This is a genomic window from Peribacillus sp. 05N428, assembly GCF_056397085.1.
The window spans coordinates 177,337-190,578 of record NZ_JBFTMS010000006.1; the positions used below are offsets into that span (position 1 = coordinate 177,337).

The 13,242-nt window shown below is 40.9% G+C and carries 14 protein-coding genes; all 14 read right to left on the reverse strand.

The window, feature by feature from the left end:
- Positions 1 to 5: 5 nt before the first annotated feature.
- Entirely contained in the window at positions 6 to 680 is a 675-nt protein-coding gene (gene qcrB / locus AC1DIV_RS08485) for a menaquinol-cytochrome c reductase cytochrome b subunit (RefSeq protein WP_034307974.1), read from the reverse strand.
- Positions 681 to 683: 3 nt separating this feature from the next.
- The gene (locus AC1DIV_RS08490; RefSeq protein WP_048681654.1) at positions 684 to 1,190 is read right to left on the reverse strand and encodes a Rieske (2Fe-2S) protein; all 507 of its coding nucleotides are present in this window, start codon (positions 1,188 to 1,190) and stop codon (positions 684 to 686) included.
- 160 nt (positions 1,191 to 1,350) lie between these two features.
- A complete protein-coding gene (locus AC1DIV_RS08495; RefSeq protein ID WP_053535588.1) occupies positions 1,351 to 1,812 on the reverse strand; it encodes a YpiF family protein in 462 nt (153 codons plus the stop codon).
- A 162-nt stretch (positions 1,813 to 1,974) separates the two neighbouring features.
- Entirely contained in the window at positions 1,975 to 2,526 is a 552-nt protein-coding gene (locus AC1DIV_RS08500) for a ReoY family proteolytic degradation factor (RefSeq protein ID WP_034307987.1), read from the reverse strand.
- Positions 2,527 to 2,567: 41 nt separating this feature from the next.
- On the reverse strand, positions 2,568 to 3,839 hold the full coding sequence (locus tag AC1DIV_RS08505; protein ID WP_323597742.1) for a tetratricopeptide repeat protein: 1,272 nt from the start codon (positions 3,837 to 3,839) through the stop codon (positions 2,568 to 2,570).
- 369 nt (positions 3,840 to 4,208) lie between these two features.
- Entirely contained in the window at positions 4,209 to 5,495 is a 1,287-nt protein-coding gene (aroA, locus tag AC1DIV_RS08510; protein ID WP_252267000.1) for a 3-phosphoshikimate 1-carboxyvinyltransferase, read from the reverse strand.
- Between the two features lie 22 nt (positions 5,496 to 5,517).
- Positions 5,518 to 6,621: a prephenate dehydrogenase gene (locus AC1DIV_RS08515; protein ID WP_340876836.1), complete on the reverse strand. Its 1,104-nt coding sequence runs from the start codon at positions 6,619 to 6,621 to the stop codon at positions 5,518 to 5,520.
- Between the two features lie 47 nt (positions 6,622 to 6,668).
- The gene (gene hisC / locus AC1DIV_RS08520) at positions 6,669 to 7,781 is read right to left on the reverse strand and encodes a histidinol-phosphate transaminase (protein WP_289350370.1); all 1,113 of its coding nucleotides are present in this window, start codon (positions 7,779 to 7,781) and stop codon (positions 6,669 to 6,671) included.
- A gap of 81 nt (positions 7,782 to 7,862) precedes the next feature.
- On the reverse strand, positions 7,863 to 8,231 hold the full coding sequence (aroH, locus tag AC1DIV_RS08525; protein ID WP_048681675.1) for a chorismate mutase: 369 nt from the start codon (positions 8,229 to 8,231) through the stop codon (positions 7,863 to 7,865).
- A 24-nt stretch (positions 8,232 to 8,255) separates the two neighbouring features.
- Positions 8,256 to 9,335: a 3-dehydroquinate synthase gene (gene aroB / locus AC1DIV_RS08530; RefSeq protein ID WP_340876838.1), complete on the reverse strand. Its 1,080-nt coding sequence runs from the start codon at positions 9,333 to 9,335 to the stop codon at positions 8,256 to 8,258.
- 3 nt (positions 9,336 to 9,338) lie between these two features.
- Entirely contained in the window at positions 9,339 to 10,511 is a 1,173-nt protein-coding gene (gene aroC / locus AC1DIV_RS08535) for a chorismate synthase (RefSeq protein WP_477576181.1), read from the reverse strand.
- Positions 10,512 to 10,763: 252 nt separating this feature from the next.
- Complete coding sequence (locus AC1DIV_RS08540) at positions 10,764 to 11,537, reverse strand: CheR family methyltransferase (protein ID WP_340876840.1); 774 nt, start codon at positions 11,535 to 11,537, stop codon at positions 10,764 to 10,766.
- Between the two features lie 187 nt (positions 11,538 to 11,724).
- Positions 11,725 to 12,171, reverse strand: coding sequence for a nucleoside-diphosphate kinase (ndk, locus tag AC1DIV_RS08545; protein ID WP_034308008.1), 447 nt, complete (start codon positions 12,169 to 12,171; stop codon positions 11,725 to 11,727).
- Positions 12,172 to 12,267: 96 nt separating this feature from the next.
- On the reverse strand, positions 12,268 to 13,230 hold the full coding sequence (gene hepT, locus AC1DIV_RS08550) for a heptaprenyl diphosphate synthase component II (RefSeq protein WP_048681687.1): 963 nt from the start codon (positions 13,228 to 13,230) through the stop codon (positions 12,268 to 12,270).
- Between the last annotated feature and the right edge of the window lie 12 nt (positions 13,231 to 13,242).

Below are 13,242 nucleotides of genomic sequence, written 5' to 3' on the forward strand. Positions count from 1 at the left end.
TTCTTTTATAGTGGACCTGAAATACCTTGTTTTCGGATCATCAGGAAATGAGCCGCTAGTAATGCAAATAATGCTGCAGGCAGGAAGAATACATGAATTGCAAAGAATCGTGTCAATGTCTGTGCTCCAACGATGGTTGGATCTCCTGCTATCAATGTCTTGAGTGCCGGTCCCATCAACGGTACCGATTCGACAATTGTCAACGTAACTTTCGTTGCGAATAGCGCTTTCATATCCCATGGCAATAAATAACCAGTCAAGCCTAATGCCAGCATGATGAAGAAAATCAATACGCCGACCATCCAGTTCAATTCACGCGGTTTTTTGTAAGCTCCCTGGAAGAAGACACGAAGAGTATGTAAAAACATCATAACGATAACTAGACTTGCTCCCCAGTGATGCATACCACGGACAATTTGACCGAAGGCAACTTCATTTTGCAAATAATAAACAGATTCCCAAGCGTTTTTAATGTCCGGGACATAGTACATCGTCAAGAACATGCCTGACAAGATTTGGATGACCGTAATAAAGAAAGTTAACCCACCAAAACAATATACGAATGCGGAAAAATGATGTGCGGGGTTAACATGTTCAGGAACCTCATGGTCAGCAATATCCCGCCATAACGGCGTAATATCTAAACGCTCGTCCACCCAGTCATATAACTTTGTTAGCAATGTTTACGCCTCCCCGTGCGGTTTTAGTTGACCCAAATAAAGTATTCCATCTTTTTCTTTCGTGTCAAAGACATCCAATGGTGAAACCGGCGGTGTCCCTTTCACATTAATCCCATCTTTCGTATACCTACCATAATGGCAAGGACAGAAAAATTGATTCGGATTAGTCTTATCCGTATTCCACCCTACCGTACAGCCTAAATGTTTACAGATTGGAGATAAAGCAACGATCTTACCATCATCCGTTTTGTAAACCCAAGCTGTATTTGTTTCTTCAGACTCATACCACCCATCGACCTGTTTAAAACTAAAGTCGACACGGGTCGGTTCGGTAGTCAGATCACCTACCTTCTGCTTAGTTGCAACGTAATCCCCGCCTTTATCAGCTGATAATACAGGATCAATTGCAAACCTAACCATAGGCATCAACATACCGGCCGCCATAAATCCACCAACGCCAGTAAGTGTGTAATTAAGGAATTGACGTCGTGAAACATTATGCTTGCTCATGCGTTTTCCCCCCCTCTATTACTATACTGAGAGCCCAAAGGACCAATAAATAGCGACACTATAAAACTAGGACATTTCCATGATATCTCAATAATTTACCAAGGTCAATATTTGTAAAACCCAAAAGGTGGCAACTATGTGTCAAATAATGCGAAAAATCCTACTTTTTTTCATTTTTCCAATTATAAGAGAAAATATCAAGGATTTGGAGAACTTGCTGGTTAATCATTTCCCTTGCTTGTTCAATTTCAAGCCCTTCCAAGGGAATGGCAGGAATCCATACTAAATTATTCTCTAATTCCCGTTCTTCTTTTTTCCACTCGAAGTCCGATGTAAGAAAGAAAACATGCTCGAAATTATTTTCTTTCACTTCATTGGCCCAACGCTTTAACCGTTCAACCTTATCCATTTCATCACTTAAATAATGAAATGTCGGCAATAAAAGAATTCTACCTTTCATCTGCTTTTCAATTTCCAAGCTTAAAATGGTAAGAAATTCATTCATTGAGCCCGTTTGCTTCATTTGCCCTTTAAAAGATAGGGGAACCAAAGGAATCAAAACGGTATCCACATACTCTTTTGACTGCATATACATGTCAAGATCTTTTGCTGTCCACTTCATGTTTTTTCATCACTCCCGATTTTTTGAATCAACTCCTTATCATTTTACCATTATTTTTATAACATCTTTACCATATACCCATAGTCTTTACAAAAATGTGGATTTTATCAATGTTTTATAAAAAATAAAAACCTTTCCTGATTACGGAAAGGTCAATTTATTTCATCCAAGTACTTTCAATTGATTCAATTGTTCGGTTAAATCCTTAAATGCTTGTTCATCATGCTTATCAAGCGCTTCATCGATTTCCTTAAGCAGACGGTCCCTTTGAAAATACAACATGCTTCTTTCTAAAAATTGTTCAGCTAGCAGCTGATCTTTTTCATTCGATGCCGTCGATTTCGGCATGAAGGGATTGTGCTCGAGTACCGCTGCATATTGATAGGAAGAGTAAGACGATTTAAAATTAAGCTGAATATAAATGTCTTCATCCCGATTTAAACGGATATCATGAAAAGATTTCTCTGCATCGGTCGTCATGATATTAGACTTATAGAACCTGAAAGGGACCTCATCCACACAATGTGTCGACATAATCAGTCCACGTGGGCAATATTGTGCATTTTCTACAAAATGAACCTTTTTCATCAGTTGATCATGACTCATTAAGTAATTCAATATCCACACGCATTCTCTTCGTTTCAGTTGATAATGATTTAAGAACCACCGAATAAAATCCTTCTTCTCATTCACAGAAACAGGGGCAGCCACCATGAATTCCCTCCTCTGTCTTGATTTAGTTTTGTTTCACTTATCTACATTTCCTCTGTGTTTTCACCTAGCCGCTCCAAAATCATTGCATACTCATCATTCGCCGGATTCATCTCAAGCAGCTTATTAAATACTTCTCTAGATGTGGCTCTGTCTCCTTCTTCAATTAAAAAGAAACCATAATCTTCAAGGAAATCTTGATTGCTGTTGAATGAATTATATGCTTTATGATAGCTGGTTAATGACTCTTTAAATTGTTCAGTATGCTGATAAGATACAGCAGCTATCCAGTCAAACTGAGGATCATCCTCTCCATATCGCCTTACTTCACCTATACACTCCAATACATCTTCATACCTTTCTTGGTGCATATACAATTTCAAAAGGGTGAGTGCAGCTTCCAGATATCCCGGATCAATGGCAAGTGCTTCTTTAAATAGATTTTCAGCCTCTTCGTCAAGACCGCTTTTCAAGGCTATTTTACCACCGAAGAAGTAAAGTTCCTTATTGAATTCATCAGCCTTGATTCCTTCTTTGACCGTTTTCAAGGCATTTTCGAGATCTTCAAGATGTTCATAACTCTTTGCCAGGTACAAATATAGTGAATGATATTCATGATCTAATTCTTTCAGTTCAATAAACTTTCGTACGGCTGTCTCATAAAGACCTGCCTGAAAAGCTGTAAATGCATATTCAAATAAAGTATTGATTTCAAGTCCATCCTTCAAGGCCTTCTCAAAGTGCGGAAGGGCCTCCTCGAACTTGCCCGAGCTGCTTAATGCTTCAGCAAGCCTCTGATTGACATTAACACCAGCGATTTCTTGTTCCTGTTCCAAAACCTTTATGTAATTTGCAATGGCTTCCTGATCCCTGCCTTGATGAAAGAACAGTTCAGCTAGTGCAAAATCAATGATGATCTCATCCGGAAGCATTTCCTTAGCCTGCAGTAATTTCCGTTCGCTGACCTCATCCATCCCCTGTAATTGATAAAGGTCCGCTTCCAAAAGCAAAGCACTTGGATATACTTCATCATCTGCACTTACTTTTTCAAGCATCAGCATCGCTTCATCTTCCTGGTCCATATCAATCAGGATTTCCGCCAACGAAACAATCAATTCTCCTTCATCGGGATAGAGTTGCAGCAGATGTTCAAAAAGATCCTTTGCCTCTTCCGCAAAGCCAAGCTGGAGCATTTCTTCGGCCAGCAATAAAATGTCCTCTGCTGACTCTGATGATTTAATTCGATTTATATGTTTAAGAGCTTCTGTTAATTCCCCTTTTTTTAAATGCTGTATAACTTGTTCCACTGTGTTCATTGTTGAATCCTTCCTTTTGCATGATAGACTTGGTCCCTAGTCATACACACTCACGCCATAATGTAACATACTCTGCCATTAAGAACAAAATACCATGTAATCGCGAGATGCATAGTAAACAGTATTCATTAGTTTACCATACTGCAGCCTTGTATTCCATCGATGAAGTCCCCTCCCATTCTCATTAAAAAAAGGTTACTAGTTAATTCTCCACGCTGTGGTAAATCTCCTTTTTGATCATGAACCCCTTTTTCATTATTTTCATGATCCATACAGATACAAAATAGCCCTGATGTTAGCGCTTTCAACACTTTTGAGCATTTAAAAAAAGTTTACAGACCAAATAAGGTATGTAAACTTTTTTTATATTTACTTTATCAATTGCGTCAAATGCCCAAAAAATTGTGGATACGATACATCGATGGCATCAGGGTCGGCAAGTTCCACTTCCCCATCCGTTATCAAAGCCGCTACAGCAAGCATCATCCCGATACGATGATCCCCATGGCTTGTAACCGTACCTCCATTCAGGGCTTTACGGCCTTTGATGATCAATCCGTCTGCTGTCGGGGTTATATCTGCCCCCAGGATGGAAAGCTCATTTGCAACAGTATCAATTCGATTCGTCTCTTTCACTTTTAATTCTGCTGCATCCTTGATTGTCGTTACCCCTTCTGCCTGTGTCGCCAGAAGTGCAATTACCGGTATTTCATCGATGAGACGGGGAATTAAATCACCGCTGATGGTCGTTCCTTTTAATCGGGAGCTTCTGACCGTGATGTCACCTGCAGGTTCGCCCTCGCTCGTCTTCTTCTCTATCGTGATATCAGCCCCCATCGATTTCATGACTTCGATGATTCCAGTCCTTGTCGAATTAAGGCCCACATTCTTTAATACCACTTCACTATTTTCCGTAATCGCTGCAGCCACCATGAAGAAAGCTGCCGAAGAAATATCACCCGGCACATGGATGGCCGTCCCTTTGAAGACTTGATTTCCGCTTACTTTAATCGTTTGGCCGTCTTTTTCGATTTTCCCGCCAAACTCCTGGATCATTCGTTCTGTATGATCACGGGTCTCTTCCGGTTCGATAATGATCGTTTCACCTTCTGCCTGTAAACCAGCCAAGATTATCGCAGATTTCACCTGTGCACTCGCTACAGGCAATTCGTAGCGAAATCCTTGTAATTTGCCTCCTCTTATGGCGAGGGGAGTATATTCTGCTCCTTTTCGGCCATCAATGGCTGCTCCCATCTGACGAAGAGGGTTGACTACCCGGGTCATTGGACGTTTGGCTATCGATTCGTCACCTGCCAAAACGGCTGAAAAATCCTGTCCTGCCAATATGCCCATCATTAACCTGATCGTGGTACCAGAATTTCCGACATCCAGTACTGATTCAGGTTCCTTTAATCCATTAAAACCTTTGCCTTCAATTTTGACGTGCTGGCCATCTTGTTCAATATGGACTCCAAGCTGCTTAAAACAGGAAATCGTACTTAAACAATCAGCTCCTGGAAGAAAATTAGTTACTGTCGTTTCCCCTTCGGCAAGGGCTCCAAACATTATCGAACGATGGGAGATCGACTTATCTCCAGGTATGGCAATCGAACCACGCAATGTTTGGATGTTCGTTTGTAATTTTTTAGTATTCATAAAACCATCCTTCCCTATATTATTATGCCAGGATCGTTTCATAATCTGTATGTCTTGAAATACACTCCGCAGCTTTTATCCGATCAACATCCGTTTGGAAACTGATGACCAGCACACCGTATATCTCTTCCCTGGTTTCAATGATCCTTATGTTTGTAATGCTGATACCTTCTTGTGCCAAATATCCGGTAATCTCAGAAATTATTCCGGCATAATCCGGTATATCGATATATAAATCATAAAACGCTGGTATGGCGCCTTTCGCATGTGTCGGCAAATCATCCCTGAAAATCTTGGCATCGGTAAAGAATCGAAGGATTTCTTCACTATCTTCATTCGCAACCAGACCTTTTATATGCTCCATTTCATTCAGCCAATCATTCATTAATTCAAGCAGCACATCCCGGTTATGTAACAAAATGTCACGCCACATTTCCGGACTGCTTGAGGCGATTCTGGTAATATCCCGGAATCCACCTGCTGCGAGCCTTGAAATCAACTTGTTTTCCTTACTATAATTTTCTGCTTGCTTAACGAGCCCCGATGCGACAATATGCGGAAAATGACTAATGACCCCAGTCAGCTTATCATGTGTGGCAGGACTAACAATAAGAAAGTTAGCTCTTGTCCCCTGCAGCCACCCTTTCAGCTGCTCAACCTTTTCTTGTTTGATGGAATCCCCCGGAGTAAGCAAATAAAATGCATGTTCGAATAAATGTAATTTGGCTGCCGCAGCGCCGCTCTTATGGGAACCAGCCATAGGGTGCCCCCCGATGAAGGCCACCCCTTTATCTATCAATGGTTTCGCTGCTTTAACGACTGTATCCTTCGTACTTCCTGCGTCAGATATGAGGACATCACTTTTTAAATCCATATCAGTCAATTGAGCTAAAATCTTTACGGTTTCATTGACAGGCACAGCAAGTAGAATCAAATCAGCTTCACATGCTCCCGCTTCCAAAGATGATACAGAATCATCAATGATCCCCAATAGCATCGATAGTTGAATATTCTTTTCACTTAGGTCCATACCAACAATAACGGCTTCAGGATGCGCATGGCGTACAGCCATGGCCAATGATCCGCCTATTAGACCTAAACCTATTACAAAAACCTTACCCTTCACTCTTCTCTCCCCCGCATCTTTTATGCTCCTCTAGGTTTGATGAAACGTTAAAGCAGCGAATCAGAAGGTGCCTCAACTTCATTCAAAAAAGCTTTAATAGCATGGATCATTCCTTCATTTTCTTCCGTAGAACCAATCGTTACCCTTAGGCTGTTAGGAAAACCGAAAGATTTCCCCGACCTTGCGATGAAGCCGCGCTCAAGCAAATATTGAAATACCACATCGGCATCCTGTTTAAAATGGATAAAGATGAAATTACCTTGTGACGGGTAATAAGCCAAATTTTCCTTATTGCAGAATTCATAGTACTGTTTTAACCCTTTTTGATTTTCTTCCTTGCATTTTTCAATGAAGGCCTGATCTTCCAAAGCGACGATAGCAATATTCTGTGCAAATGTGTTCACATTGAATGGTTCCCGGGATGGATCTAATTTCTGGATGATATCCTCATCCGCCAAACCGTACCCTACCCTAAAACTGGCAAGTCCATAAATTTTCGAGAAAGTCCGGAGTATGATCAAATTTTTATATTTATTAATCCATTGATTCGTTCTCGGGTAATCCTCAGCGGTTGCATATTCACAATAAGCTTCATCCAAAACGATAAGAACATCTTCCGGCACTTTTTCGATGAACGATAATAAGTCCTGTTCCGAAATGTATTTACCTGTTGGATTATTTGGTGTACAAAGCCAGACAACCGCTGTTTCATCATCTATTACTTTAAGCATTCCTTCTAGATCATGAGCACCGTCAATATGAGGAACTTCCCTGATTTCCGCTCCTTCTAGCGTGGCGTTATGGCGATACTGCGAAAAAGTGCCTGTTGCCATGACCGTATTCTTTCCAGCTCCCAATAGACTCCTGGAGATGATTTGAATGTTCTCATCAGATCCATTTCCAAAAATAAGCTGAGTTTCTTTCACACCTGTATGTTTCGCAACAGCTTCCCTTAGCATCGTTGCATATCCATCTGGATAGATGGCAAACGAATGGGTTGAATTCCTAACGGATTCCTTGACCTTTTCCGAACAGCCAAAGGGATTTTCATTTGAAGCTAATTTCGTGATTTTTTCCAACCCGTATAATTTTTTCACTTCATCAGTGGATTTTCCCGGTTGATAAGACTTCAAGGAAAGGACCGCTTCATTCCATTTCATGTCAATCACCTCTATATTTTTATCACTTTAAAGTAAGAAAGTGTGAGAATAGTATATCATATTCATAGATTTGTAATCATCTTATATCCGCTTTGTCAAGTCTGGCCGTAATACGGTAGCCCCTGCCTGGTAAACATGCTGTATCTCTTTTTGAGATTTTGTCGTATTTACGTGGATCATGACCCGGATGCAAAATGGCAAGGAATTGCTCACCGGTATTTCTTTCATGCATGTAACCGGTACATAAGTCCAGCCTTCGAATTTCCTCAAGGCTTTGGCAGGGAAGACAGAACGAATCTCTTCCGTAGCAGAAAAAAATACAGAAGCTACCATATCGGGATCAATTTCATTGACCTGAATGATCTCGGCCATCAACTTTTCGACAGCAGAAATCACTTCCATTTCTGTGTCTCTTTCTACTGTAGTGGCACCCCTTATTCCTCTTATCACACATAGTCCCCCTTCTCCTGAACTCTAAATCATCTCCGTCATTTCCTCTATCAGCTCAGAGTCGTCTATATCCATTAATAGCGGTGACCCCACTTCGTTTAGCAGGACAAAGGTAGCTGCATCATTGACCGATTTTTTGTCTGTTTTCATTAATTCAAGCAGCATTGCATGTTCAAGTCGGGTTGGAATGGTTATTTGATAACCTAAAGAAGAAACCCAGTCAATAAACTCATCTAGTTTAAAATCGAGATCCACTTTCTTTCTGCTTAATTTAAGTGCATATACCATCCCGATTAAAATCGATTCCCCATGCGTAAAGTTTCCGTATCCCATTGAACCTTCCACTGCATGTCCAAGCGTATGACCAAAATTCAAAAAGGCACGAATGCCGTTTTCTTTCTCATCCTCTTCGACAATTTTAGCTTTAATGCCAATCCCTTTTGTAATCATGGTAAGGAATTGCTCATCCGTTATATCATTCAAATCAACAATATTCGACTTTAACCATAGATAAAGCTCATTATCTGCTATCAAGGAATGTTTAATGACTTCTGCAAAACCTGACCTTAATTCTTTAAGTGGCAGAGTCTTTAAAAATTCCAGATCATAAATGACCGCTTCAGGCTGATGAAAGGCCCCAATCATATTTTTCCCTAGCGGGTGATTGATGGCAACCTTGCCGCCCACTGCACTATCGTGGGCAAGCAAAGTCGTCGGAACCTGTATAAATGGAATCCCTCTCATAAAAGTAGCTGCAACGAATCCAGCCAAGTCACCGACTGCACCGCCGCCAAGGGCGATGATCAATGACTTGCGATTAATCTGTTGGGATAAGCAGAAGCTTTGGCATTCATAAAACACATCGAATGTTTTAGCATGCTCCCCTTCTGGCACTACATGATGCAAGATCGGTTTTCCCGTCTTGAGCAGGGCATCCTTCACGGTCTGCAAATGAAGTGCCGCCACTTTCTCATCAGTTATGATCAGAATCTTGTTTAGATGATTCAGTTCATGTGTTATTAATTCGGGCAATTCATTGATTGCCTTCTTGCCAATTAAAACCGGGTATTGCTTGGAAGCCGTTTTAATTTGGATGGATTCCATGATTTAAAACCCCTTTACTTCTTCCCGATATGATCTTATGTACTCTGCTAATTGCTCATAACGATCTGAAGGGAATTGATCAACGATGGCAACCGCCAGTTCCCATGCCACTACCGCCTCAGCTACCACTGCTGCTGCAGGGACCGCACAACTATCGGAACGCTCGACACTTGCTTCAAACACTTCCTTCGTATCGATATCAACACTTTTCAAAGGTTTATATAAAGTGGGGATCGGCTTCATCACACCGCGTACAACTATCGGCATTCCAGTTGTCATACCGCCTTCAAAACCGCCAAGGCGATTGGTTTTCCGGTAATAACCCTGTTCTTCATCCCATGCGATTTCATCATGGACATCACTGCCGAATAGATGGGCCGCTTCAAATCCTAGACCTATTTCCACACCTTTGAATGCATTGATGCTCATTATCGCTGCGGCTAGTTTTGCATCAAGCTTACGGTCATAATGCACATAACTTCCCACTCCCACCGGCATTCCTTCTACAATGACTTCGACGATTCCGCCGATGGAATCACCTTTTTGTTTCGCTTCATCAATTGCATCCTTCATCTGCTGCTCAACGTTTTTGTCGAAACATCTAACGGAAGATTCTTCTGTTACTTGTTGCAATTGCTGGATCGTTTCGTATTTTGGCGGTTCTGCCTTCACTCCGCCAATTTCCAAAACATGCGATGCCACTTCAATCCCCAATAAAGACAATAGTTTTTTTGCGACAGAACCTGCTGCCACCCTTACTGTCGTTTCACGGGCTGAAGATCGTTCCAGAACATTTCTCAAATCGCGGTGCCCATATTTAATCCCGCCGTTCAAGTCGGCATGACCAGGACGAGGCCGGGTGATTTTACGTTTAATTTCTTCAGCTTCCTCTTCTGAAAGCCCTTCACTTCCCATAATCTTTGTCCAATGTTTCCAATCATCGTTCTCGACCACCAAAGCAACCGGTGAACCGAGAGTGTAGCCATGTCTGATTCCTGAAGAAATAAAAGCCTGATCTTTCTCGATCTGCATCCTTCTTCCACGTCCATGCCCTTTTTGCCGGCGTCCCAATTCTTGATTGATATCCTCATTCGAAATCGGCATTCCCGCCGGTAATCCTTCAATGATAGTAGTCAGTTGCGGACCATGTGATTCTCCCGCTGTTAAATATCTCATCTTCCAGCCCCCTTTTAGCACTTTAAAGTGTATATGTATCAATATACCACAATTTTATGAAATGTGGGTATATGTAAAACGTAAAAACCATATTGTTTGAATTTAATCACTTTTCATTCTATTTTACAAGTACTTAAACATTTTCGATATAGTTTAATCTTTCAAATCAGAATTCTGTTGGATTTACTATTACTCGACAAACGAAAAGGACTGAACGCCCATGAGCAGAATCAGTCCCTTTTTTAAAATTATTTACTTTTTCTTATAAAAAAATGTGTCGATCGTTTCAAATTGATATTTTCCAGGGGTGAATATTTGCTCTGTACTTCCTACAAAAAAAACCCCGCCGCTCCTTAATGATGCACTGAATTTTTCATATAACAAATTTTTCGCTTCTTCCGTGAAATAAATTAGCACATTGCGGCAAATGATTAAATCGAACCCTTGTTCAAATCGATCAGCGAGAAGGTTTTGCTTTTTAAATGTTACCCTTCTCTTGATTTCTTCATCGACACGATAAAAATCCGCTTTTTTTTCAAAGTATTTCCTTTTGATTTCTTCAGGCACTTCATTTAAGGAACGCTCAGGATACATCCCCAATTTCGCTCGCGCCAACACATTTTCATCCAGATCCGTCGCCAATATCTCTATCCGGCTAAGTGGAACCAGATTGGATAAAATCATGGCAAGCGTGTATGGTTCCTCACCAGTTGAACAGGCCGCGCTCCAAATCTTCAACTTTTTTTTGCTTGCTAATAACCCAGGAAGGATTTTCCGCTCCAACACTTCCCATCTTTTCGCATTTCGATAAAATTCGGAAACATTGATTGTCATTCTATCCAGAAACTCATTTAAAACTTCGGAGTTGGTTTGAATGTCTTTATAGTATTCACGAAATGAATGATATCCTCTTTTTTCATATAGAGATGTCAGTCGCCTTTTCATTTGCCCTTCCTTATATAATGCCAAATCAATGCCTGTCAACGTCTTGATATTGCGAATAAACTCTTCATATTCTTGAGGCATTCCTACGACTCCCCTGCACATAATTATTTTAAGTGGTCCTTCCCTTTATATATCGGAGAGTGCCATATTTTCTTTAAACTGCAATAATTCCTTACCATGCCGGGAAGCTTAAAAAGCAATGCAAAAAAAACGGGTTCCATCGCATAATGCCGATGGAACCCGCTTCCTATATAGTGATGAGTACTAATTAATAAACCCACTCGTTTACAAGTTTAGAATACTCAACAAGTTCTTCTTCTTTGAAGAATAAACCGATTTCACGTACAGCGCTTTCAGCTGAATCAGATCCGTGAATGATGTTTTTGCCGACAGTTACGGCAAAATCGCCACGAATTGTTGCTGCTGCTGCATCTTTAGGGTTAGTAGCACCCATCATTTGACGTGCTGTAGCGATTACATTTTCGCCTTCCCAAACCATTGCGAAGACAGGACCTGAAGTAATGAAGTCCACTAATTCGCCAAAGAAAGGACGTTCTTTGTGCTCGCCATAATGTTGCTCAGCCAATTCTTGAGAAATGACCATTAATTTTGCTCCTGCAAGAAGGAAGCCTTTCTTTTCGAAACGGGAAACGATTTCACCGATTAAATTGCGTTGAACGCCGTCAGGCTTTACCATTAAAAATGTTCTTTCCATGAATGTCACTCCTAATATGTATCATTGTTATTTGCCTATATAAGGCAATACTTTTAGAATATTACCATTGTTTGATGAGTTTCGCAACTCCCATTATCAAAACTTTCTTTTTCCGATATTTTTCGCGATATCCGATAAAGTTTTTCTAGCTTTAATGGCAGGAAGACCTTTCAACTCAGTAAAAGCTTTTTCTAAATACATATCACTGATCCTCGCTGCCTGTTCAATGGCACCGGAAGTTTTTATCGCATTGATTATATGGGACATTTCATCTTTTGGCGTATCTTCCCGAACAGTTTCGATAAGCTTTTTTAACTTTGGATCCTCCATAGCGATCAAAACGGGTAAAGTGATATTACCTTGAATCAAATCACTCCCCGCCGGTTTACCAAGTTCTTCTTCCGACGCCGTAAAATCCAATATATCATCGGTGATTTGATAGGACATACCGACATAATATCCGAATTTAAATAGCTTTTCGTGAATTCCCTCGTCAACACCTGCTGAAATGGCTCCCAACTGGCAGCTGGATGCAATGAGCAATGCCGTTTTCCGTTTGATCCGTCTAAAATATATCCGCCAATTCTGTTCGAAATTATACTTATCTTTAATTTGTTCAATTTCCCCAAGACATAGTTCAACCATGGTATCAGCGAGAATTTGATGCGCAAGCGGAGACTCGATGACCGCCATCATTTCCAGAGCACGAGCAAAAATGAAGTCGCCTGTGTACATGGCGACACGATTATCCCATTTCGACTTGATGGTAGCCGACCCCCTGCGTAAATCCGCATCATCCACAACATCATCATGTACAAGGGAAGCCGTATGGATCAGTTCCAAAGTCGCTGCGACATGCTTTACGACATGAATATCATAGTTGCCAAACTTCGCACCCAATAGGACGAATACCGGACGGATCCGTTTTCCACCGGATTGCAGTAAATGCAGGGAAGCTTCCCTTAAAACCGTGGAATCCGCTTCAATTGCGGCTTCCAGTTCTTTTTCTATTAATTGCAAATCTGCATTCAAAAATGAATACATCATTTTAAATTTCATACATTCCACCCA